The organism is Nostoc sp. XA010 (assembly GCF_020829625.1).
GTDB lineage: Bacteria > Cyanobacteriota > Cyanobacteriia > Cyanobacteriales > Nostocaceae > Nostoc.
On record NZ_JAIVFX010000025.1, the window covers coordinates 1 to 22,865 of the forward strand.

A 22,865-nucleotide genomic window follows, 5' to 3' on the forward strand; every position below is an offset into this window, starting at 1 on the left:
TGGGAGAAACAACGTAATCAGCAAAAAGCTAGTGTCTATTGGGGTTTTCAAACCAAAGATGCTCGCCGAAAAATGGAGCGTTTATATCCGAATTTAACCTAGCAAAGTTGGGTTGGCAGACTACTAGAGTTTGGCAAGCCTGGTAGAAAGTATCAAACTAGCAGTGGTAAAACTTACACAGCTACTCGTAATAACCTAGAACGTAAACATTGGTGGATGGTGCTGGAAGTAGAACCAGGAAGCAGTTACAAGGAAATTAAGCAGGCATATAGGAAATTAGTAAAACGATGGCATCTTGATATTTGTGGAGATGCGAAAGCAAAAGACGTAATGACCCTAATAAACCACGCATTTGAAAAAGCTAAAAGGTTTTGTGGTCAAGAGTAGAAAAGTGCGATCGGCTCTGTAAGTGTTGCGAACTGCAAACCATGTTCGCTCAAAACTGCAATAAGGCGTAAATAGAAGGTTCGTGTCACCAGGTGCAGCCTTAACCCAGAAAAAAAATAAATTATAGGTATTAAACTATTAGGTAGCGCACGATATAATAGTTGGTGACTGGATTTAAAAATGGATAACAACTCGAACATCAACGAACGGCGACACGTGGCGAGGCAGCTTTCGTTTGCCCTCTATAGTGCGTCGAACCGGGTCATTCGGCTTCATCGGCCCTTTCTTGAGCCTTTGGGACTGACCTATCCTCAGTTTCTGGTCATGCTCGCTCTCTACGAGGGCACCCCGCGCACTGTTGGGGAAGTAGGGCAAGAACTCGGTATGGATAACGGAACCTTGACGCCCCTCTTAAAGCGCCTTGAGAGCGCGGGGTTGGTGACGCGCACCCGTGACCAACAGGACGAACGCCGCGTTCTTATCGAGCTGACAGAAGCGGGCGAGGCACTCCGCTCCTCAGCGTGCTCGATCCCTGAAAAGATCGAGACAGCCTGCCGTCTCTCCGATGAAGACCTTGCCGAGCTTCGCGACACCTTGAACGCGCTGGCAATACCCCGTTCAGCCAAGGCTCTCGACCACGAACCACCTTCCAACTGACACCATCTTTTGAGGTTTCACGATGTCAAACGCAACACACCTTTCAAACGGTCTCATTGAATTAGAAAATGAACCATCACAAACGCTCTCTTTTGAAGAGACAGTTCGAGCGCGCCGCTCATTCCGCTCATTTTTACCAACACCCGTCCCTAACGCTCAAATTTTGCAAGTCTTGGAAGATGCACAATATTCTCCATCGAATTGCAACACGCAGCCGTGGAACACACACATCGTTTCGGGCGAAAAGATCAAAGAATTGGGGCGCTTGCTGACCGAGCAAAACGAAGCACAACATTACACGCCGGATTTTACCTTCGATGAACAGTGCTTTTATGAGGCGTATGGCGAACGCCGAAAGGAGCACGGAAGAATCTTTTATGAGGCGATGGGTGTGGCGCGTGACGACAAAATCGGTCGCCACAAAGCCGCCGCAAAGAACTATTCGTTCTACGGTGCCCCCCATGCAGCTCTGCTGTTCATGCCTTCCTTTGGAGATAATGTGCGCGTTGGCGGTGACATTGGAATGTATGGCCAGACGTTTTTGTTGTCTCTGACGGCGCGCGGTTTAGGAGGTATCCCGCAGACCTCCATTGGCTTTTTTGCACAGACCATCCGCGAATATTTGGGTATCTCCGATGAACTCAAGCTGATGTTTGCCATTGCGTTTGGCTATCCAGACTTCACAGCACCAGTCAACAGTGTTCGGATGGGGCGCGTTCCCGTCTCAGAGAGCGTGACCTTTCACCATTAAAAAATGTTCGGATAAGGATGATTGGTCATTTAACAGATGTAACCCACAGACCAGAAGTAAAAGCCGCGCTGGCGCAGGCTGACGCCGGGCAGATTGCTGGCTACCGCGCCGAGGCGGACGAGGCCGCGCGCCCCTACTTCGAGAATCACTCGGGGTAAGACCGTCCCAAATGATGTATAGCAGTGGAATGAGACTCTTACCTAGTACAAGGAAATCGTTTTATGAAGATAGGCATTCTTGGCACTGGCCATATCGGGAAGACTTTGGCACGCAAACTCAGTGCGGCTGGACACGACGTGAAGGTGGCCAACTCTCGTGGCCCAGAGACCATCGAGGCTGATGTGCTGGCTTTGGGCGCACGCGCGGTATCGACGGCTGAAGCGGTGGAGGACGTTGACGTGGTGATCCTCTCGATCCCTCTCAACCGCATTCCCACAATCGCGCCGCTAATCGCCAACCTACCAGCCGAGACAGTCGTCATCGACACGTCCAATTACTATCCTCACCGCGACGACAAGATCGATGCTATCGAGGCCGGGCAGGTTGAGAGCCTTTGGGTGGCCGAACAGCTAGGCCGGCCGATCGCCAAGGCGTGGAACGCGATCGGGTCTGGCTCCTTCGCCACTAAGGGCAAGCCTGCTGGAAGTCCTGACCGTATTGCCCTCCCTGTCGCTGCTGACCGCGAGAAGGATCGCTCCGTGGCGATGGCGCTCGTCGAAGACACCGGGCTTGATGCTTTCGACGCCGGCACGCTTGCCGATTCGTGGCGTCAGCAGCCCGGATCGCCCTGTTACTGCACAGACCTCAGCCGCGAGGAGATGCCTGCCGCGCTCGCCTCGGCGGAACGTGAGCGCTTGCCCAGGCGCCGCGAGCTTGCGATCGAGGCGATCATGGAGCGGGTGGGTGATAGCACTACCAACCCTGATTCTGACTATGCCGTGCGCCTGACGCGCGCGCTGTTCATGTGAAGGCGGTCACGGGCTGGAGAACAACTTCCCCGCCCGTTACGCCGATCGTCCCGACCGACCACAACAGTGAGACGTGACATGGCTCGTCACATGATCATCGCATCATGGGTTGAGCCGCGCCACGCCTCTTCCCATTCGACATCCACACAAACAACTGGAGAGCAATCATGGCGACCGACAACAGCCCACTCATCTTCCTTATGGGCGTCACCGGCCAGACTGGCCGCTTCATTTTGGAGGATTTCGACCGAAACCCGAGCGACGCACGCATCCGTATCGGGGTGCGTAAGCAGGAGGATCTGGAGCGGTTACGCAATGAAGGTCGCGACGCGGTGCTGTTCGACCTCGACGATCCGCGCACATTCGGGCCCGCGCTCTGCGGTGTCGATCGGCTCAATATCCTGACCGGCTATACGATCGCCATGACGCACCAGACCAAGACGCTGGTCGACGCCGCCAAGAAGGCGGGGGTGAAGCACATCGTCAATCAGGGCGTCTTTGCCAACGACGACTGCACCGACTCGAAATTCTCCTGGTTCGCGCTGGTCGAGTGCTACATCGAGGCCAGTGGCATACCCTGGACGCATCTGCACCCCAACATGTTCATGGATGGAATGTTGAACGTGTCGCCGCCGACGGGCGGTTCGTTCCCGGTGTTCTGGGGAGAGCAGCGGGTCGGCTACATCGCCGTTACAGATATTGCGGCGGTCACGGCCAAGGTCTTGCGCGACGGACCCGAGAACCACGCCTCGAAGAACTATTATCTCAGCACCGAGACGATGACGGGGCCCGAACTCGCCATCATGTTGAGCGAGGTCATGGACCGCACGATCACCTGCGACGTGCGCCATCCAGCGGACATGGAAGCCTTGTTCAAGGCGGGCGGGTTGAAGGTCGAGGACTGGTACGCCAAGAGCTCGATAGAATTCTGCACACAACTGGCCGACGGGCGGCTGGGCTATTTCGGCACGGTGCGCGACGACATCCCATATCTGCTGGGTCGGCCCGGAACCAGTTTTCGTGCTTGGGCGACAGCACACCGGGCCGAACTGCTCGATCTGGTTGATCAGCGCGCCGACGAAACTCCCACGGAATAACCCTCTTTTATCACTAGTAGTTCGCTTTCGTGACGAAAGCGGGGTACTGGGTTTGGGGTAAGGGGGAAAGGGTTTAAATCCCTTACCCTTTACCCTTTCCCCAGTCCTCACTTAGCATTTTTGGGTTGGCAGACTACTAGAGCATCCCATAAATAGCCTGCGTGCGTGGTGCGCTTCTGTACAAGAGGGTACGCCAACGTGCAGCGCAAGCGCAATAGGCAGGTTTTATACCCTACGGGAAGCAAGTATCCTTGCTTAGTCTTCTAAAGAAGACTTTAGCTATTAGCCTCAGAATTCATTCTGAGGCGGTTATTGAAACTGGTGCAAGATATTCAGTTTTACCAATATCACGACATTCATCATCAACATCACGACATTCATCATCAACATCACGACATTCATTATCAACATCACGACATTCATTATCAACATCACGACATTCATCATCAACATCACAACATTCATCATCAACATCACGACATTCATCATTAACATCACGACATTCATCATCAACATCACGACATTCATCATCAACATCGCAAGATTTCGGTATAAACTATTCTTCAGTACCTAAGTCCCCATTCCCTATTTTTCACTCGGACACAATTGCTGCACTCTTTGGGGAAGTTGCCGACACATCTGCTGAAATCCTTGAGGATTAATTTGCCACCAAGCAAATAATCCCAGACTTGTACCCCCCACAAGCAACGCCAAAACTCCCCCCAGCCTTACCAAAGGTTTACCCCGCTTAGGTTTTGTAATTAAAGTTGGTGGAATTTTAACGCTCAGAGGTGGTTCTTCTGAAAGATCCAAATCTAAATCCAAATCTAAATCCAAATCTAGATCCAAATCTAGCAAAGCTTGCGAACTTTCTGTAAAAGAAATTGGTTCTTCTAGTTCTTCTAGTTCTTCTAGTTCTTCTAGTTCTTCTAGTTCTTCTAGTTCTTCTAGTTCCTCTGGTTCCTCTGGTTCTTCTTGTATCGCTGCTTCTATAATTTCTTCTGGCAACGCCGGAGTCACAGGTACTAAGTATTCTGGGGAGACACGGCAATAAGTAAGAACAATCGACGTATTATCATGCCCATTTTTTTCGTTTGCTAAGTTAATCCAGTTGCAGACAGCATCTTCAACTGTCAGTTCACCTGTTAACACGGGTATTGCATAATCTTGCCAAGATTGTTCCACCAAGTTTTTATCACTTAAACCATCAGAACAAAGTAGCAATATGCCATCTTCTTCTATAATGAATCGCTGAACCTTGAGACGCAAAGATTCTGCATTTCTTGTCCCCAATGCTTGAGTTAAAGCATTAGCATCTGCTCTCAAAAGTGCTTTTCGATATAAGCTTTTAGCAAAACGCACTTCTCGCGTTGCCACATCATCATCTACTGTCAGTCGCTGACAATAATTGTGAGTAATCCAATAGGCACGGCTATCGCCAACATTAGCCAAGTAAAGTTCATGGGTATTATTTGATTGCCAGCCAGTACTTGTCTGCACTCGTTGTGGAACTTGCAGCGCCATGACAATGGTTGTAGCCATGCGTTCTTTGCCTTGGCGTTTTTGTTCATTATTGCGGGCACTAATTAGATTATTTACCACCCGTAAGCTTGCTTCTAATTGTTCCTGTAATAACTCTGGTGGTACAAGTACAGTTTGTTCTCTAACCTCCTTGAGTAAAGCGCGAATTTGCAACTTCACAGACTGCACCGCCAACTTACTAGCAACCTCCCCGCCTTCATGTCCGCCAATGCCATCGCAAACAATCGACAAGTGAGGCAATAAAGGTTCATCTAAGTCACTCAAAGCATTTGGGTAGTAAGCGTCTTCATTTTGCGCCATAATTGGGCCAATATCTGTAGAGCCTGCCACCTTCAAAACTAATGGCAATTCCGCCACAGATGCTAGTAGTAAATTATTGAGTTGAATATTAATAGTCTCTAACTCAACCTCATCACACATCTGCTGGACTATGTTCTGTAACCCTTTGGCTACTGATGTTTTTGCAGAGGCTACCCAAAACTGCCAACACTCTCCCAGATTTCGTAAACTCAGTTTCTCATCTGCTGGTGTTTGGTAAAGTTCCAACAGTCGCACACACCAACCTTGGACTCTCAAGTTGTCTACTACTAGTAAACTGCGGCTAAGTCCCAATTCAGATAAAGGTGTCCAAAGTTGGAGAATTTGCCACAGCCAATAAACTTGTCGTACCGCCGTTGCTTGCTCCCATGCCTCAACAATAGTTGGATAGATATTTCCTCTCTCATCTATCGGCACATTTTCTAACAAGAGGATATCAGTTGTATCTCCCTCAAAGTTACTAGCAAACCCATAAGCGTGGGGAAGATGTAATCGCTCTTGATATAATCGTAGGTAAGGAATTACTTCCGTTGGCAATTCTTCAGGTGCATCTGGCGACAGTCCCGGTTGAGTATCCAGCCAAATCTGGGGACTAATTACCTCATACCTCTGTGCTACCCTCGTACCTGGTGAAATTTTGGCAGACAATGAGCCAGTAGCCCGAAGATAGCGGTGAACTAAAGGAGTTTGACAAGTGGCACAAACACTATCTCCAATAGGATTAATGGGGCTATTACAGCGTGGATTTATACAATAAATTATCAGTTGAGTAGAAATCATAAAGGTATAAATTTAACAAACAAATCAACTAATGAACTTCGATTAAGTTTAGCTGGCAAAGGTTTGAAGGCTAGAATAGACTGGATTTGTGTACCGCTAGCTACATCTTGTTACTGAAATTAATCAAAATTATTGGTAAAAATACCAAGTTTGGTTTTCTGTAAATAACTTACGTCTGGCTGTATCTAATCGTAGAAATGCATTTACGTCAATGTAGAGTTTAGGATGGCGCTATGCCAAGTTTTACTTTAATCTGGCTTCTGGCAGGAGCAGTCCTGTGTTTAATGGAACTGTTTTTACCATCGGCGTTTGTCGCCTTCATGATGGGAATTAGCGCTTTGGTGGTGGCGCTGCTGTCTGGAGTGGGTTTGGGGAGTGTATGGTTGCAAGTTGTAGTTTGGCTATTACTTTCCACATTACTAATCGTGCTTTCTCGTCGGTTTTTGCAACCGCGACAACGCAAATCAAAAATTCAGGATGCAGTCATAGCTGAAACCTTAACAGAAATTCTGCCTGGGAAAACAGGGCGGGTGCTGTATGAAGGAAATTCTTGGCAAGCACGATGTGACGATGACAAATTTACCGTACCACCCCATCAAAGAGTTTATGTGGTTAGGAGAGAGGGTACTACTTTGATTGTGATACCAGAAAATTTGTTGAATTCTTAGTTAATGGGGAGTGGGAGAGACGCGATTAATCGCGTCTGTACAAGAGTTTGGAGCTATCTATCTCCTTCATCCCCCACTCCCCAGTCTCTACTGCCTCTTTTATATTTAAAACTAGGAGATTTAAAATGGAACAGTTTTTTTTACTAGTATTTTTAGCCCTTGGTGGTTCTGCCGTAGCAGGTTCTGTGAAAGTCGTCAATCAGGGCAATCAAGCTTTGGTGGAAAGATTGGGTAGTTATAACAAAAAACTTGAACCAGGACTAAACTTTGTCATACCTTTCCTAGATAAAGTTGTCTACCGAGAAACTATCCGCGAAAAAGTTTTAGATATTCCTCCCCAACAGTGCATCACCCGTGACAACGTTGGCATTGAGGTGGATGCAGTCTTTTACTGGCGCATCGTCGATATGGAAAAAGCCTGGTACAAGGTAGAAAATCTCCAGTCGGCAATGGTAAATATGGTGCTGACTCAAATTCGCGCCGAAATGGGGCAACTGGAGTTGGATCAAACCTTTACTGCTCGTTCCCACATCAGTGAACTTTTATTACAGGACTTGGATGTTGCTACCGATCCTTGGGGTGTGAAAGTGACACGGGTAGAACTGCGAGATATTATTCCGTCTAAGGCAGTGCGAGAATCGATGGAATTGCAAATGTCGGCAGAACGACGCAAACGGGCAGCAATTTTAACTTCTGAGGGGGAACGCGAATCTGCTGTCAATAGTGCTAAAGGTAAAGCCGAAGCGCAAATATTGGATGCGGAAGCTCGTCAAAAATCGACAATTTTGCAAGCGGAAGCTGAACAAAAAGCGATCGTATTGAAAGCTCAAGCTGAACGTCAGCAGCAGGTTTTGAAAGCCCAGGCGATCGCAGAATCAGCAGAAATTATAGCCCAAAAACTCCACACTAATCCCAATGCCAATAAAGCAGTAGAAGTTCTGTTTGCCTTGGGCTATTTGGATATGGGCGCGACAATTGGTAGAAGTGATAGCAGCAAGGTCTTATTTATAGATCCGCGCACTATTCCTGCTGCTTTTGAAGGTATGCGTTCTGTTATCTCAAATGGTCAGGTTGACTCTAACGAGTTGTTTTCTAAGCAAATACCAGGATTAGAAAACAACCGTCCTGGTTAGAATGGGGAGCAAGAGAGCAGGGGAACAGAGGAGAAGTTGCAGTTAGTTTTATCCCCTCTGCCTCTTGTGCCTCATGATTAAGAAGGATATCTAAATAGTATTTATCGAAACTCTTCTAACCCTAATCATAAGTATAATTTTTTCAATAATCTTCTTAATCAAATATAGGAATCATATTTGATTTTTGAAATTATCTATGTAGGTGAGGAGTGGGGACTAGGGAATCACGCTTTTCGAGTTGAGGGCGAGTTTTTCACCAACTCAAATCATAGTCCTATAGCCAACAATCTAAAATCTGGAATAAGTTGTAAACTATGACATTATCTATTCAGCCAAGCACAGTACTAAATGTAGAAAAGTTCTTAGAACTACCAGAAACAAAACCAGCAAGCGAGTATTTTAATGGGCAAGTATACCAAAAAGCTGTGCCACAAGGAAAACATAGCACTTTACAAATTGAATTAGCTTCTGCCATAAATCAAGCTGCAAAACCCAAAAAGTTAGCTTATGCCTTTACTGAACTACGCTGCACCTTTAGCGGACTTTCGATAGTACCAGATATTGCTGTGTTTGAATGGGAAAGAATTCCCCTGGATGCAAAAGGTAGTATTGCGAATAAATTTGAAATTCCTCCAGATTGGATAATTGAAATTCTCTCACCAGAACAATCACCCAATCGAGTTATCCGCAAAATTACATTTTCTATTCAAAATGGAGCAAAGCTAGGTTGGTTACTCGATTCTGCTGATGAGTCAATCATGATTTTTGAACCAAATAAATTACCACAATTAAAAGAACAACAAGATATCTTACCCGTTTTGAGTGTTTTGGAAAATTGGCAATTAACAGTTGCAGATGTATTTAGTTGGTTGAGTTTTGTTTGAATAAAGCATTTACAGCACAATTCGGGAGTCGGAATTCAGAATTCAGAAGTAAAACACGCTTTATTCCTCTCAGAGAATTGCTATGACTATTGACTAATTTCACTAGCTTGATTTACCTGGCATTGACTGCACAACCCAAAAAACTCTAGGGTGTGGTAAAAAACTTTAAACTTATGGCTGGATTCTAACTGGTCTTCTAGGTCATGAACGGGGCATTGATTAATCGGAATTGAGACACCGCATTGCAAGCAAGTAAGATGGTGTTTGTCTTGCTGCGCTAGGCTATAGAGGGCTTCACCGTTAGCCAAATTCCGCACTTGTACCATGCCTTCGAGTTTTAAGGCTTCTAGGGAACGGTAAACTGTTGCTAAACCCATGCTCTGATTTGTGTTACGTAATTCTACGTAAATATCTTGAGCGGAAATGCCTTTTTTGATGGTTTTCAGTAGATTGAAAATACGCTCTTGACTGCGGGTGCGTATGGCTCTCATAGACAATTATTTTAATATGCCACTGTAGTTGAAGCTGTTAGATGGGCTAATTGATCAATTAACTTTAACGGCTTCGTAATCTTATTTTCACTCAGTTGGAACAGAAAGTTATAGTATAGCGATCGCAGCATTCAGCAAAAGCCCGTGCAAACCAAGTATCTAGCCAAAATTTTCGTGACGCTTCGTCCTTCAGTCTTAGACCCTGCTGGCGTAGCTGTACAATCCGGTCTTAAGCAAATGGGATACGAGAACGTTGACCAGGTGCGGATTGGTAAGTACATTGAACTCACCATTACCTCGTCTGATGAGAAAAAAGCTCGTCAAGACCTGGATCGCATTTGTGACCAAATGCTATCAAATCCCGTAATTGAAAATTACCGCTTTGATTTGATTGAGGTCGAAACTCAAACGGGAGTCTTTTAAGGAATTGGAAAGAGGCAGAGGAGCAGGGAGCAGGGAGCAGAGGAGAAAGAGCTAATTTTTTATTCTCCCCGTGCCTCCCCTGCCCCCGTGCCTCCCCTGCCCCCGTGCCTCCCCTGCCCCCGTGCCTCCCCTGCCCCACTCCCCACTCCCCACTCCCTTTGATTAATCATGAAATTCGGTGTTATTGTTTTTCCCGGTTCTAATTGCGATCGCGATGTTGCTTATGTAACCAGAGACTTGTTGGGGCAACCTACTCGCATGGTTTGGCATCAAGAAACGGACATTACTGATTTGGATGTCGTTATTATCCCTGGTGGCTTTAGTTACGGAGATTATCTGCGCTGCGGTGCGATCGCACGTTTTTCACCCGTGATGCAGCAGGTTATCGAACATGCCCAAAAGGGTAAGTTTGTAATCGGTATTTGCAACGGTTTTCAGGTATTAACTGAAGCTGGACTTTTGCCAGGGGTGTTGACTAGAAATCGGGATTTGCATTTTATTTGCGATCGCGCCCCCTTGAAAGTTGAGCGGACTAATCTCCCTTGGACGCAAGCTTATACGACTGGTGAAGTTATCACTTTGCCTATTGCCCACGGAGAGGGACAATTCTACGCTGACGCAGCCACTCTGGCAGAAATTGAAGATAACGGGCAAGTTGTGTTTCGCTATGAAGGTGAGAATCCCAACGGTTCACTGAACAACATTGCCGGAATTTGCGATCGCCAGGGCAATGTGTTGGGGATGATGCCGCACCCAGAAAGAGCATCTGACGGGATGCTGGGGAATAGCGATGGCTTGAGGCTATTTCAGGGATTGTTAGAGAAGGTAGCGGCATTAGCCTAGAGCAAATATCGAGGACTAGGTTGGGTGTTTTGCGATCGCTGTCTGAAAGATTTCTACAAACAGCGATCGCTTTATCACATCAATTCTTAGAGGATGTTTGAAAAGTTTTGGGCGAATATAATTCGCTACTACACAAGCAAAGTCCGCCTCCGCGGACCAACACAAAACCAAGGTTTTCAACCCACGGAGGTGGGTTTTGTCTGTGTAGCCGCGATTTCTAATCGCCTGGGCTGGTATTAAATTAGACTTTTCAAACACGCTCTTAGCTGCAAGCAACGATAGAATTTGCCTTACCGATAGCGTATCCCTACGGTGAAGCAAGCTACAAGTCTTAAAGCTTTACTCTCTCTAGTATTGGCAAGAAACAGAGCAAAGCCAGAGGCGTTTTTGTTAGCTCCGAGACAGTTTTCCTCCTGCCTCCTGCCTTTCTTGATAAATTAACGTACCTCTTTAAGAGTATCAATTTGCTTGGTAAACATCTCAGTGAATAAACTAAGCACAGTCCGTTCTTCGCGTACTTTTATATTGGCACTAATTGACATACCTGATTGTAAACTGACGTTTTTACCCCTAATCACTAAGGATTGTTTATCTAAATTTAGCTTTGCCGGAAATCTATAAAACTGATGTGTTTGATCTGGCGGTAATGCGTCTGATCCTATCCCAGCCAGTTCCCCTTTGATATCACCAAACTCGCTGTAAGGAAAAGAATCAATTCTGACATCTACCTTCATACCTTTTCGCACAAAACCAATATCTTTGTTAGTGATGAAAACTTCAGCTATATACTTTTCATTTGGGACTATTTGCAGCAGTTTTGTAGTCGGAGTCGCTACAAATCCAGGGTTTTTTGCTTGCAAATCGAAAACTGTTCCGGCTACAGGCGCACGGAGTTCTTGATATCTAACATTTAACTGTGCTTGAGAGATTTTACTATTGATATCTGCCAAACGCTGCTCATTATCTAAAATAACTTTCATGAATTGGCTATCAATTGTGGCAATGCGCTGTTTGTTATCAGCTATCTTATCCAAAATGTTTTTATCAGAAACAGCCACCGTATTGCTTAACTCTTGTTGCCCTTTTTGTATATCAAACTGGAGGCGTTTTTCTTCCTCACCTAATTGCGCTACTTCTGCTGTGCGATTTTGTACTTCTTGTTGTTGGTTGAGATACTGAAGCTGAGAAATACCACCTTCTTCTGCTAATATCTTAAGTTTACCTAAAATCCCCACTTGAATAGCTAAACTTGCTTTACTATCTTCCAGCTTATATTTATTTTGAGCTAGTTGTTTTTTGGTTTTTTCTACTTCTAATCGCGCTGCTGAAGAGCGAGAGTCTAATTCTTTTTTGGCAACTTGTAGAAGTTGTTGCTCATCAATCCCTAGTGCAGTACCTACACCAGAATTTTTGAATTGAGTCCGTAATAATTCATTTTCTCCTACTAAGGCTGCCCGACTTTTCAGGAGAAAAGCAGCTTCTTGCGGCAAATTACCGCGCAAATACAACAGTTCTGATTCTGTGGCGGTACTTGCACCCATCAATCGGCGATAAATCTGGTTTTCTCTATTTAATGCAACGCGAATTTTTTTCAAAGAATCTAATTCAGCAACAGAAGCGATGGAATCAAAAGTCAGCAGCAAATCTCCTGGCTTTACTGCTTGCCCATCTTTAACATTAACTGTTTTCACGACTCCACTAACAGGAGCCTGAACATCTTTGATTGTTCCTTCTGGCTTTAATTGCCCTGTTGCTGGCACTACTTGCTCAATTTTGGCAAAATAAGCCCAAGCAATGCCAAAGCAGGCTAAGGCCATTAAAGTCACCATGATTGTACGCGACCAAATTGGAGATTGGCGCAAGACAATAGATTGCTCAAATTCCTGAGTACTTGAGTTGATTAAAGACTGTTGAGCAGCTTTCTGTTGTTTTGTAAGTACTACTGAATCTTGCTTGAATCCATTTTTTTGATTGCCGTTGAGGTGATTCCTATTAACTTGAGTCATAACGATTTTGGATTTTGGATTTTGGATTTTGGATTTTTTGTAGAGCAGTTCTTGATGGGGTTATTTCCCCCTGCTCCCTGCTCCCAACCAAGAGCCTCTTCGTTGCCATGCGCCCAGCAATGACTAATTACAAGTTCACATCTTGTTGCTGATACAGGTAAAAATAATGACCTTTAGTAGCCATTAATTCTTGATGGCTACCTTGTTCTATAACCCTGCTATTATCCATCACAACGATCATGTCTGCATTACTTACAGTGTTTAGCCGATGGGTAATAAAAAATACTGTATCACCCTTGAATGCTTTGGCTAAATTGAGACATATTTGCCGCTCTGTGGGATAATCTAATGCGCTGGTTGCTTCATCTAAAACCAGTAATTTTGGTCGTTGTAAAACAGAGCGGGCGATCGCAATTCTTTGTCGTTGTCCACCTGAAAGTGCAGAACCCCGTTCTCCCACCCGCGTGTTGTAACCGTTGGGTAAGTTCATGATAAACTCGTGGGCGCACGCCACCTGAGCCGCTTCGATAATTTCTTCGGTTGTCGCATCGGGATTAGTTAGGGCAATATTTTCCTGAACGCTTCCGTCAAACAACAACGTTTCTTGGGGAACTACACCTATTTGTCGTCGCAGTGAATAGAGTTCCACTTTGGCAATATCATAACCATCAATCAAAATTCTACCGGACTCAGTTTCGTAAAGTCTGAGCAATAACTTCATCATCGTACTTTTACCAGAACCACTTTGTCCGACAATGCCGACAAATTTCCCTGGCTCAAATTCGAGGTTGACATTAGAAAGTTGCAGAGGGCCACTTGTGCCAAAACGGAAGGAAACATTTTCGTATTTCACCGCTCCCTTAATCGCAGGTAAGGGTATATTGTAGCGGTCTGTTTCTCCTTCTTGTGGGGTATCGACAATATCGCTTAAACGCTCTAGAGACAAGGCTGTTTCTTGGAAGCTTTGCCAGAGTTGAGCTAAACGCAATATTGGGCTGGTGACGTAACCCGATATAATTCTAAAGGCAATTAATTCGCCTAAAGTTAATTCTCCTTGGAGTACTAGATAAGCTCCTACCCACAAAACGAGTAAGCTACTAAGTTTGTTGAGAAAGCTGCTGGTAGAGTTAGCGAGGGTGGAAGTTACAACCGTTTTAAAACCAGCAGCGACAAACCGAGCGTAACGCTCTTGCCAAGAAAAGCGCGATCGCAATTCGATGTTTTGCGCTTTTACGGTTTGAATTCCTGACATCACCTCCACTAAATAAGATTGAGTTTCGGCGTTGCGTTCGGCTTTGGCACGTAACTGTCTACTAATGGTGGGAGAAGCAACTAAGGTGATAATCACAAATATTGGAATTGTGCTTAAGCCTACTAAGGTGAGTTGCCAACTGTAAATCAGCATCACACCGATATAGACTAGCGAAAACAGAGCATCTAATCCAACTGTTAAAGCAGTACCAGTCAAGAATTGGCGGATATTTTCTAATTCGTTAATGCGAGTAGAAAGTTCACCCACCGGTCGACGTTCAAAGTAGCGCAGTGGTAAACGTAACAAGTGGTCGATAATTTGCGACCCTAAACCCATATCGATCCGGTTAGTGGTATCGACAAATAAGTAGGTTCGTAAAGTAGTCAATACGGCTTCAAATAGTCCAACTACTAATAGCAAAATCCCCAAAATATGTAGTGTGCCAATACTATTTTGAGTGATAACTTTGTCGATAATTAACTGAACCACCAGAGGATTCGCCAACGCTGCCAATTGCACGAAAAAGGAAGCGATAAAAACCTCTATCAGAACTCGACGGTGGCGTGACAAATACGGTATAAACCACCGTAAACTAAAGCGTTCTTGAGGTGTTTGATTAGTTGCAGTGAGCAGTAATACCCTAACTTTGGGCGGAAAGTCGGTTGGATCAACATCTAATTGTTCAACCAATTGAGCGGGTTTGCAGCGCACAATTCCTTTGGATGGGACACCCACAACTACGGTATTTGCATCCACTTCATATAAAACCGCAAAATTATCACCATAACGAATCAGCGCCGGTGTCGGAATGCGCGTCACTGAGGCGATTGGTAGCTCTATCAACTGTGCTTTAAGCCCGATTAACTCTGCCAGGTAAGCAGTAACTTGAAACGATATGACACCCTGACGTTTGACTTGCTCAGTTAAAATGCGGCGAACCACTTCTCGACGAAACGGCATTTCTAGGTGCTTCGCGATCATTTGGAAGCAGGCGAAGGCTGTATTTAATTCTCCCTTACCACTAAAAAACGGGTATTTTTGTTTTGACGAACTCTTTGAGGTTGGGGGGGGTGTCTGGGGAAATATTTCGTCTGATGCATAGGGAATATCTAATTCCTCTGTGCTATCTGATTTGGTGTTACTTACCGCAAGCACTATCTCATGACTATCTTCTAATATCAAATCTGACGGATGTATACCAACCAACCGGGCGGGGTTTTGACTTACGACTTGGATATTGTCTCTGTCATTATCCAATTCTAGGCGATCGCCAGGTGAGAAATTCGTGACTGTACCTCCCCCGCTCACAAACCAGACCCTTTCCCTATCGAGTTGGTTGAATGGAGTTGCCCCTGGGGGGAGGTAATGTATTTTCGCCTGTGGTAGAGCGTTTTCTGCGACTTCTTTAAAATTTAAAGTAGCGAGCGGTTGCTGTTTCCAATACGAGCTGAGAACATCGAAAACTTCCACCAAATAGCTGCGGTTCTTGCGAGCATTGGCAAAATCTGGGTATAAACCCAGAAAACTAAAATATGCCGATGCATTCACGGTTAAACATACTACTTCGGTGGAGGCGATCGCGGTTTCACAGGCAACATCGCGCAACAAACCAATTTCGCCGATAATTTCCCCCGGTTGCAGCAATTTTAGGGTAATTGGCAGTTGCGTGTGGGGATCGTATCCCAACAGGCGCACTTGTCCCTCATAAATGATCGTGATGTGTTCTGGGAGACTTTCTTTACCGATAATTTTCTGACCTATCCGATAGCGCCAAGCTTGCACCTGTTCTGATAGGTTAGCGATCGCTGCATCTGGTAAGCGATCAAACCCTTCTAGGGTGGTGACAAATTCGAGGAAACTGTTCTTAATATAAGTCATATAAAACAAGTAAAAGTGAGGAATTAAGCCGAAAACATTAGGGAGTATTCCTTACTAACAGTGACAGCGTTGACTTTTATGCTAGTAGTGGCAATACTTCTGTGCAATTCCGGTGTCTAAATATGTAAAAGTACAGAGTGGAGGTTCGTCTAATTGCAGGACTGTATTTATATCACACGGTTAGAATTGTTAGGCGTTTTTCAAAATCAAGTAAAGTATGGTGTAAATACATTGAGGATAAGTTATCACTTTATTAAAGCTACATAATTTATACAAACTTAAACTCAGTATTTAGCATTGCAATTATGTAAAATGGATACTTATCATCAAACGAAGACACAGAAACGTAGTTTTTAAATTTAGTGTCGCCCGTTTTAATTTATGATAATCAACATGAAACTATCACAGATGCTTTTTTAAGTAAATACCCTAGTTAAGAATTATGTAATCAAAAAAACTTTAAATTTTTGAATTGTTTTTTACAAATTATTATAGCGATTGACAGTATCACTGATGGCAAAGACGGTCAGCTTTCCTTGGTAAACATCGCCATACCCGATGTGTAAAAGAATTCTCCATCACTTTTTTGCTAGCTTAATTTAATAAAAATTAACTAGGAAAGTAAAGGTGAAGGTTTTTTGTCATCTTACAGGAGTTAAGTATTAAATTTATGAAGGAAAGACAACAACTGGCTTCAGGAAATTTACTGATTTAATTAATATCGAGTCCATTTAATCGATATGCATAAACAACCTCATCTCGCTTGCGGGATGAGGTTATTTTATTTTGTTAAGTAATTACTCGCATTGGATATTATGCAGGATTAAGACTTAAATTTACCTGCACAATCATATCGTTGTAATCTTTGTCACCACCATTTGCCAAATCCTCAAAGCCAAAGGTGTTGTTCCCTAACGTCCGAATGTGATCTGTCTGGTCTGAGTTAGCACCCAAGAATGCGAAGTAAATATCCTTATTGGCATTGCTATTGAGAATCGCATCGGGAGTACTATCAACAATAATAAATGGTGCAAACAGAGAATCAGCCCCGAAAGTCCCAGTGGAATTTGCTGTCCCTTGGTTATTCACTGTCAGGTCAATGCCTGAAACGCGCCCACGCACGGCGGCTTGGGCATAACCAGCCTGTCCAACGAGAATATCTGCTTTGCCATCACCATTGGTGTCAATTCCACCATTCCTATCAGCCACCTGATAAAAGCCCACATAGTTGTTGTAAGAAGCTTCTCTGTTGACTGCAAAGTTAGCTGTTACCGATTGTGCCACGCCCTGTAAATCAATCAGTTCCCCTTGATACTGATCTTGTAGACCTGTACCTAAAGTTAGTTGTTTATCTGTTGGCTGAATCGTCACAGCCAAATTTGGGAAGTTGAGAGAAAACCCTTCCTCTTGTGTGTTGTTATTTGTAGCTGAGGAAAAAGTAACGTTTGAGAAAGAGCTTTTCCCTGAGAGTATATCCTGAGTAGTACTGTTAGATACTAGATAAAATCTGAGTTTGGTATCAGAGTCAAATTCTAAGATGTTTGTCAGGTCGGCAGGATTAAAACCATTAGGCAGATTGGCAAGGGTAGAGAAAATCAGCTTGGAGCGCAAAAGAGCCGCTTGCGTATAGCCTTCTGCACCAGGGGCTATGCCGTTAATCCTACCTTGTTCATCGTCAACGGTAAATACACTTAGTTCATTCACCTCTTTGGAGGTGTTGGTTTTAATCTTGATTGAGAGTTTTCCTTTATCACCTTTAATGTTCAGCTTAGTCTTGACACTAAAGATATCGCCTGTGATGTTTGTCAGTAAAGCAGGTTCGTTAGCGATCGCAATTGTAAACACATCACTGGCTTTTTCTCCAGCAACATCCTGAGCGGTAACTTTGATGTTTACACTACCTACATCCCGATTCTCAGGAGTACCACTGAAAGTCCTGGTAGCAGCATCGAAGTTCAACCCTTTCGGTAGAGCGGTATCGTCGTCCAGAGTTGCAGTATAGATGAGGGTATCTCCGACATCTGGATCGCTGAAGGTGTCATCTGGTACAGTGAAGCTGAAGAAATTACCTTGGGTGGCTTGTTGGTCAAGGATTTCATTTGCCACGACTGGAGGATCATTGACATTATTAACCGTGATTGTAAACACATCACTGACTTTTTCTCCAGCAACATCCTGAGCAATAACTTTGATGTTTACACTACCTACGGCCCCATTCGTGGGAGTACCACTGAAGGTACGGGTAGCAGGATTGAACTTCAACCCATTCGGTAGAGGGGTATCATCGTCCAGAGTTGCAGTGTAAGTGAGGCTATCTGCGATATCTGGATCGCTGAAGGTGTCATCTGGTACAGTGAAGTTGAAGAAAATATCTTCAATGGCTTGTTGGTCTGCGATCGCCTTGGACAAGACTGGAGGATCATTGACATTATTAACCGTGATTGTAAACACATCACTGGCTTTTTCTCCAGCAACATCCTGAGCAGTAACTTTGATGTTTACACTACCTACGGCCCCATTCGTGGGAGTACCACTGAAGGTACGGGTAGCAGGATTGAACTTCAACCCATTCGGTAGAGGGGTATCATCGTCCAGAGTTGCAGTGTAAGTGAGGCTATCTGCGATATCTGGATCGCTGAAGGTGTCATCTGGTACAGTGAAGTTGAAGAAAATATCTTCAATGGCTTGTTGGTCTGCGATCGCCTTGGACAAGATTGGTGCTGTCATAATCTTAATTGATTAATACTTACTATTTATGAAAATCTTCGCCAAAAAAGGGTATAAAAAAATCAGGCTGAGGTAGTAGAGTTATTGTTTCTTACAACGACAACTCAAAAAGCACTCTTGAGCCCGTGCCGGATATCTTATCACTGTTACACTACCGCACATCAGCGCTACAACGGAAGCGGCAGGTTATAAGCAAGTTAAAATTTGGGACAAAAAGCAGAAGGCTCTTTACTAGCAAATAGATCCCCAACTTCTTCAAGAAGTCGGGGATCTGATCCTTGCATTAGCAAAATCGCTACAGCTTAATTAATGAATGTTGAATCTAAGCTGTAATCATCTTTCGGCTAAATGACACTAGCAGAAAAAACGAAATCATTTATTGTGAGGCTAGTTGATGCAATTCCCACCAATGAAGCCAACTCTATATTTCCAGTTTTCACGAGAGTGTCCCTACCCTGTTGCAATACCGTTAAATTACTGACGCGAATACCGCCCAGCCCGATTTTATCAATGCCGATCGCAAAATCAGCCACAATGTTCTTGCTAGTTGGCACATTGGCGTTAGCAATCCAGAATTGGTCAGCACCAGCACCACCACTAAGGCGATTACCGCCCTGTTGACCAGCAAATAGCACATCATCACCATCGCCACCGAACAGGGAGTCATTGACACTAGAGAAGAGTTTGTCATCTCCAGAACCACCGTAGAGACGGTTATTACTACCGCTACTGCGAAGGGTATCATTACTTGAACCACCAAATAATAATTGACGAGAACCTTCAATTACTGTGAGATTATCATCACCTTCTGCCCCAAGTAAATTATTACTACCACTAGCTTCCACTACGGTAACAACATCATTACCATTGCCACCATTAGCAGTAGTATTTTGAGCCGGGCCGTTTTGACCAATAAATATCTGATCGTTACCCTCTTCTGTGGATACTGAAGAGTCACTGCCGACTAGCACTGTGTCTTCACCTTTTCCAGCCTGGATTGTATTTCCTTTTGTACTTTCTACAAAGTCTGCTCCGTCACCTGTGAATAAAGTTTGATTTGGCTGAACAGTAATATCATCGCTGCTAGTGGAACCAGAATTAATTTCTTCAGCTTGAGGTTTACCTAAACCAGGAGCAAGATTAAGGGGATTCTCCACCTTCAACAGAATAATTTCATTGTTGTCTATAACTGGATTTTGAGGATCATTTCCAGGACGACCTGTAGAGAAGGGATAATTGTTGTCATTAGCTACCAAAATGGTATTTTTGTCAACAACTAAAACATTTTCAATGGTGACAAATGGTAAGTCAAAGGTGGTTTTGCCATCTCCATTCAAGTCATTGGGGTCTTGGATATTTAACAAGTCTGCAACTTCTTCTTTAGCTACAAAACCATTAGAATCTGTTTTAGACAAGTCTATTTTGTAAATCTTCTTAAATTCAGCCGCAGCCCCTTGACCACCATCCCGCTCAATGACTAAGTATTCATTGTCATTAATGACTGCTAAATCGCCGATCGCATAAGCAGGATTTTCTAACTTGTAGTAAATTTTGTTGCCAGTGTACTCGCGGCTGGCGATATCAAATTCATTAATCCGCAAAGCACCAGCAGGATCACCTTGAACCGTACCCTCTAGCAGCATATAGAGTTTGGTTTTGCTGGCGTTGATTGCTCCGCCTTCAAAACCTTTGGAACCACCCAAGTTAGCAAAAGCATCTCCTGAGAGAACATCGGGGTTTTGTGGCGATCGCACTAAGTTATTCTGAGGATCACTCAAGAAATCTCGGACTTTATCCCCTGTATATGGGAAGTCTGTGAACAGTGCGTCTACCCCTAATTGAAAGAACTGCTGAAATTCTAGTTCGGGATTACCTTTGTAATCTGCTGCTAAGTACTGGTCTTCATCGCGGAAGGTGTAGGGATGAACCTGTAAACCTGCATTGTGAGCATCTTGAATTAAGCTAGTAGGAGGTAACGTTGTCTTATCAGCATCATTTACTGCTCCATCCCCATTGACATCATCTGCCAACCCATCACCGTTAGCATCAGTACCTTTGACACTAACAATCATCCGTTTCCAAGGGCCAATACCATCAGCATAAGTGGCAATTTCAGCCAAGCCTTGTGGAGTCCGTAAATCACCATAAGTACGAGGATCATTACTGGCTTCCAAATCATAAGGCTGAGTTTCTCTGAGCGTACCATTTAGCTCAATGCCAGATGCATCTAAAAGTTGGACGAGTGGAATATCCACTCCTGCTTCTGGCATAATGCGATCGTGTAGATCCTTGAGATTACCTACTTCAAAGGACTGGATGAAGATCCGACTTGGATCGGTGAAGTTCTCAGCCTTGAGTGTATCGATCAGTATCTCACTGATGTTTCTGTTAATTTTCTCTGTCGTGCCTACATAAGTTGCTTCTTCAGCAGAATAGGTGGGATGCTTAGTTTCGGGATAGATGCCAATCTTTTTACCTGTCTGGGCTTCTACTTCCTTAACCAAGTCGATGATTTCGGCGAGAGTGGGAATTTCAAATTGACCATTGAAGGATTGGTCACGGAAAGGTAGACGCTGTATCGCCCTTAAAGTCTTGATTTCTTCTAAAGTGAAGTCTTCAGCAAACCAACCTGTGATTTCAGTTCCATCTAGGCTGACTGTTTTCTTGCGATCGGCAAACTGTGGATATTTGCTAATATCGTAAACGTCTGTGGTTGTATTGCTTAAATCGACGCTGCCATCAGCACTTAAAATTGCTAAAGCAGGCTCATGACGAGCAATTAACACACCATCTTTTGTAACTACTAAGTCTGGTTCAATAAAGTCAGCACCGTCTGCAATTGCCTGTTTGTATGCCTCTAGGGTATGTTCTGGAAGATCCCCACTTGCACCTCTGTGGCCAATTACTTTAGGTGCTTCTCCATTTAAAGTTTTGAATTGGTCAGGTGTAGCGATGGGAGCTTCTAACAACTTACCAGTGGCATCAAAATGCAATAGATAGGGGCCAAACTCTTCTCCCACCCAGATTGTCCCGTCTTTATCAAAGACGAATGACTCTATATCAAAATCTGCACCAGTCAGTAATCTCTCAGAACTTTCTTCATTAACTATTTGGAAAGGAATCTTGTTATCGGGATCAGACAGTTGAATGTAATCTAAAACTTTAACGCTGCCATCTCCATTTTCTGTTCCCTTAAAATTCGGATCTAGACGATTGATTCGCAGTAGAAAATCTGCACTATTGTCTTTGCTACCGTAACCATTATCTGACAAAAAATATAAAGAGTTACTGTTAGCAAACTGGACACCGCTAAAGCCCTGTATTGGCTGTCCTGGAAAAGGCCCCGTTCTGCCGTTAGCTGAAATTCCTTCACCAGAAGTTGGCCCATCACCATAGGTATCAGCAGGTAAAGAAGCAAAGCCGACTAACTCAATTGCCATAGTTTAAAATGTTGGTTTGGTATTGGGATTTAACTGCATCACAAGCTATTGAAGTTTTCTCATTACTTGTGGAAAAATAAATCATTAACTCAGGCTATAAACCGGAATTACTGGCAAATTTCAGAATTACAAAAATATAGTTTCGGCAAGTCCTTTTAGCCCAACTTTGTATTAACGTCAAGAATACATTTACGAAAAACGTATTTTGTCAGAGTTATCGAAACCTTGAAACATGATAGTGGAATGTCAACTACTAATCTGTGTTAGTGAATAATGAGCATCGAAGACTGAGATTCAGAATTTAATGTTGATAGTAGCTATGAGATAACTTAGCTAGCAGTAAAGATGTTTCCATGAAAAGATTAAGATAAGATAAAATTAAACAGAAGAAATGATTAAAATATATTTGCAACCTCGTGTACTTGCAAAACTCTGTAATTATCAAAAAATAAAATTTCAATTTTGCAGTTTGATATGATGTCCAGTTAAAGTCGTTGACTGTTGACTGAAAACTCGTGAACCGTCAACGGTCAACAGTGAACAATAGCAATGGAATATTTTTTTACTTGGAAGTCCCTTAGATTATTTTGAGATTTCCGGTAGCAAATCAATTCATAAGT

18 protein-coding genes are annotated in these 22,865 nt (G+C 44.0%); 10 read left to right on the forward strand and 8 right to left on the reverse strand.

Features of this window, described 5'->3' with window-relative positions; all coding sequences use genetic code 11:
- The first annotated feature begins 216 nt into the window (after window positions 1-216).
- The 5 genes from LC608_RS37665 to LC608_RS26370 all read left to right on the forward strand — a co-directional run bounded on the left by LC608_RS37665 (window position 217) and on the right by LC608_RS26370 (window position 3,860).
- The gene (locus tag LC608_RS37665) at window positions 217-387 is read left to right on the forward strand and encodes a J domain-containing protein (RefSeq protein WP_374108456.1); all 171 of its coding nucleotides are present in this window, start codon (window positions 217-219) and stop codon (window positions 385-387) included.
- A gap of 180 nt (window positions 388-567) precedes the next feature.
- The gene (locus LC608_RS36990) at window positions 568-1,044 is read left to right on the forward strand and encodes a MarR family winged helix-turn-helix transcriptional regulator (protein WP_267871215.1); all 477 of its coding nucleotides are present in this window, start codon (window positions 568-570) and stop codon (window positions 1,042-1,044) included.
- A gap of 22 nt (window positions 1,045-1,066) precedes the next feature.
- Window positions 1,067-1,795, forward strand: a complete 729-nt coding sequence (locus tag LC608_RS26360; protein ID WP_229556401.1) for a nitroreductase — start codon at window positions 1,067-1,069, stop codon at window positions 1,793-1,795.
- Window positions 1,796-2,016: 221 nt separating this feature from the next.
- Window positions 2,017-2,763, forward strand: coding sequence for an NADPH-dependent F420 reductase (locus LC608_RS26365; protein WP_229556402.1), 747 nt, complete (start codon window positions 2,017-2,019; stop codon window positions 2,761-2,763).
- A gap of 167 nt (window positions 2,764-2,930) precedes the next feature.
- Window positions 2,931-3,860 carry an NmrA family NAD(P)-binding protein gene (locus LC608_RS26370; RefSeq protein ID WP_229556403.1) on the forward strand — a complete coding sequence of 310 codons (930 nt, stop codon included), beginning with the start codon at window positions 2,931-2,933 and terminating at the stop codon, window positions 3,858-3,860.
- 309 nt (window positions 3,861-4,169) lie between these two features.
- Here the strand turns inward: LC608_RS26370 and LC608_RS26375 are convergent, their stop codons facing one another.
- Together LC608_RS26375 and LC608_RS26380 are read right to left on the reverse strand one after the other, a co-directional pair.
- Window positions 4,170-4,397 carry a hypothetical protein gene (locus tag LC608_RS26375; RefSeq protein ID WP_229556404.1) on the reverse strand — a complete coding sequence of 76 codons (228 nt, stop codon included), beginning with the start codon at window positions 4,395-4,397 and terminating at the stop codon, window positions 4,170-4,172.
- Window positions 4,398-4,445: 48 nt separating this feature from the next.
- Window positions 4,446-6,500, reverse strand: coding sequence for a protein phosphatase 2C domain-containing protein (locus LC608_RS26380; protein WP_229556405.1), 2,055 nt, complete (start codon window positions 6,498-6,500; stop codon window positions 4,446-4,448).
- A 233-nt stretch (window positions 6,501-6,733) separates the two neighbouring features.
- Between LC608_RS26380 and LC608_RS26385 the strand changes: the two genes are divergently transcribed.
- The 3 genes from LC608_RS26385 (at window position 6,734) to LC608_RS26395 (ending at window position 9,185) form a co-directional block, all read left to right on the forward strand.
- Window positions 6,734-7,168 carry an NfeD family protein gene (locus tag LC608_RS26385; protein ID WP_229556406.1) on the forward strand — a complete coding sequence of 145 codons (435 nt, stop codon included), beginning with the start codon at window positions 6,734-6,736 and terminating at the stop codon, window positions 7,166-7,168.
- Between the two features lie 125 nt (window positions 7,169-7,293).
- Window positions 7,294-8,301: an SPFH domain-containing protein gene (locus tag LC608_RS26390; protein ID WP_229556407.1), complete on the forward strand. Its 1,008-nt coding sequence runs from the start codon at window positions 7,294-7,296 to the stop codon at window positions 8,299-8,301.
- A gap of 314 nt (window positions 8,302-8,615) precedes the next feature.
- Window positions 8,616-9,185, forward strand: coding sequence for a Uma2 family endonuclease (locus LC608_RS26395; protein WP_229556408.1), 570 nt, complete (start codon window positions 8,616-8,618; stop codon window positions 9,183-9,185).
- Window positions 9,186-9,271: 86 nt separating this feature from the next.
- Here LC608_RS26395 and LC608_RS26400 read toward each other — a convergent pair whose 3' ends face one another.
- Window positions 9,272-9,676 (reverse strand): Fur family transcriptional regulator, encoded by a 405-nt coding sequence (locus LC608_RS26400; RefSeq protein ID WP_229458398.1) that lies wholly within the window; start codon window positions 9,674-9,676, stop codon window positions 9,272-9,274.
- A gap of 144 nt (window positions 9,677-9,820) precedes the next feature.
- Here LC608_RS26400 and purS point away from each other — a divergent pair, with 144 nt between their 5' ends.
- Both purS and purQ read left to right on the forward strand, forming a co-directional pair.
- On the forward strand, window positions 9,821-10,099 hold the full coding sequence (purS, locus tag LC608_RS26405) for a phosphoribosylformylglycinamidine synthase subunit PurS (protein ID WP_190730522.1): 279 nt from the start codon (window positions 9,821-9,823) through the stop codon (window positions 10,097-10,099).
- Between the two features lie 168 nt (window positions 10,100-10,267).
- On the forward strand, window positions 10,268-10,942 hold the full coding sequence (gene purQ / locus LC608_RS26410) for a phosphoribosylformylglycinamidine synthase subunit PurQ (protein ID WP_229556409.1): 675 nt from the start codon (window positions 10,268-10,270) through the stop codon (window positions 10,940-10,942).
- Between the two features lie 15 nt (window positions 10,943-10,957).
- Here purQ and LC608_RS26415 read toward each other — a convergent pair whose 3' ends face one another.
- The 5 genes from LC608_RS26415 to LC608_RS26435 all read right to left on the reverse strand — a co-directional run bounded on the left by LC608_RS26415 (window position 10,958) and on the right by LC608_RS26435 (window position 22,245).
- The gene (locus tag LC608_RS26415) at window positions 10,958-11,200 is read right to left on the reverse strand and encodes a hypothetical protein (protein ID WP_229556410.1); all 243 of its coding nucleotides are present in this window, start codon (window positions 11,198-11,200) and stop codon (window positions 10,958-10,960) included.
- 179 nt (window positions 11,201-11,379) lie between these two features.
- Window positions 11,380-12,948 carry an HlyD family efflux transporter periplasmic adaptor subunit gene (locus tag LC608_RS26420; RefSeq protein ID WP_229556411.1) on the reverse strand — a complete coding sequence of 523 codons (1,569 nt, stop codon included), beginning with the start codon at window positions 12,946-12,948 and terminating at the stop codon, window positions 11,380-11,382.
- A 127-nt stretch (window positions 12,949-13,075) separates the two neighbouring features.
- The gene (locus tag LC608_RS26425) at window positions 13,076-16,078 is read right to left on the reverse strand and encodes a peptidase domain-containing ABC transporter (protein ID WP_229556412.1); all 3,003 of its coding nucleotides are present in this window, start codon (window positions 16,076-16,078) and stop codon (window positions 13,076-13,078) included.
- Window positions 16,079-16,891: 813 nt separating this feature from the next.
- Entirely contained in the window at window positions 16,892-18,805 is a 1,914-nt protein-coding gene (locus LC608_RS26430; protein WP_229556413.1) for a putative Ig domain-containing protein, read from the reverse strand.
- A gap of 344 nt (window positions 18,806-19,149) precedes the next feature.
- Window positions 19,150-22,245 (reverse strand): esterase-like activity of phytase family protein, encoded by a 3,096-nt coding sequence (locus LC608_RS26435; protein ID WP_267871216.1) that lies wholly within the window; start codon window positions 22,243-22,245, stop codon window positions 19,150-19,152.
- Window positions 22,246-22,865: the final 620 nt, after the last annotated feature.

Bases quoted from the DNA above. Each gene is read 5' to 3' on its own strand.
- LC608_RS26365 (WP_229556402.1), top strand. From the start codon at position 2,017: ATGAAGATAGGCATTCTTGGCACTGGCCATATCGGGAAGACTTTGGCA.
- LC608_RS37665 (WP_374108456.1), top strand. From the start codon at position 217: ATGGTGCTGGAAGTAGAACCAGGAAGCAGTTACAAGGAAATTAAGCAG.
- LC608_RS26420 (WP_229556411.1), bottom strand. From the start codon at position 12,948: ATGACTCAAGTTAATAGGAATCACCTCAACGGCAATCAAAAAAATGGA.
- LC608_RS26430 (WP_229556413.1), bottom strand. From the start codon at position 18,805: ATGACAGCACCAATCTTGTCCAAGGCGATCGCAGACCAACAAGCCATT.
- LC608_RS26385 (WP_229556406.1), top strand. From the start codon at position 6,734: ATGCCAAGTTTTACTTTAATCTGGCTTCTGGCAGGAGCAGTCCTGTGT.
- LC608_RS26380 (WP_229556405.1), bottom strand. From the start codon at position 6,500: ATGATTTCTACTCAACTGATAATTTATTGTATAAATCCACGCTGTAAT.
- LC608_RS36990 (WP_267871215.1), top strand. From the start codon at position 568: ATGGATAACAACTCGAACATCAACGAACGGCGACACGTGGCGAGGCAG.
- LC608_RS26395 (WP_229556408.1), top strand. From the start codon at position 8,616: ATGACATTATCTATTCAGCCAAGCACAGTACTAAATGTAGAAAAGTTC.
- LC608_RS26425 (WP_229556412.1), bottom strand. From the start codon at position 16,078: ATGACTTATATTAAGAACAGTTTCCTCGAATTTGTCACCACCCTAGAA.
- purQ (WP_229556409.1), top strand. From the start codon at position 10,268: ATGAAATTCGGTGTTATTGTTTTTCCCGGTTCTAATTGCGATCGCGAT.
- LC608_RS26375 (WP_229556404.1), bottom strand. From the start codon at position 4,397: ATGTTGATGATGAATGTCGTGATGTTGATGATGAATGTCGTGATGTTA.
- LC608_RS26390 (WP_229556407.1), top strand. From the start codon at position 7,294: ATGGAACAGTTTTTTTTACTAGTATTTTTAGCCCTTGGTGGTTCTGCC.
- LC608_RS26400 (WP_229458398.1), bottom strand. From the start codon at position 9,676: ATGAGAGCCATACGCACCCGCAGTCAAGAGCGTATTTTCAATCTACTG.
- LC608_RS26435 (WP_267871216.1), bottom strand. From the start codon at position 22,245: ATGGCAATTGAGTTAGTCGGCTTTGCTTCTTTACCTGCTGATACCTAT.
- LC608_RS26360 (WP_229556401.1), top strand. From the start codon at position 1,067: ATGTCAAACGCAACACACCTTTCAAACGGTCTCATTGAATTAGAAAAT.
- LC608_RS26370 (WP_229556403.1), top strand. From the start codon at position 2,931: ATGGCGACCGACAACAGCCCACTCATCTTCCTTATGGGCGTCACCGGC.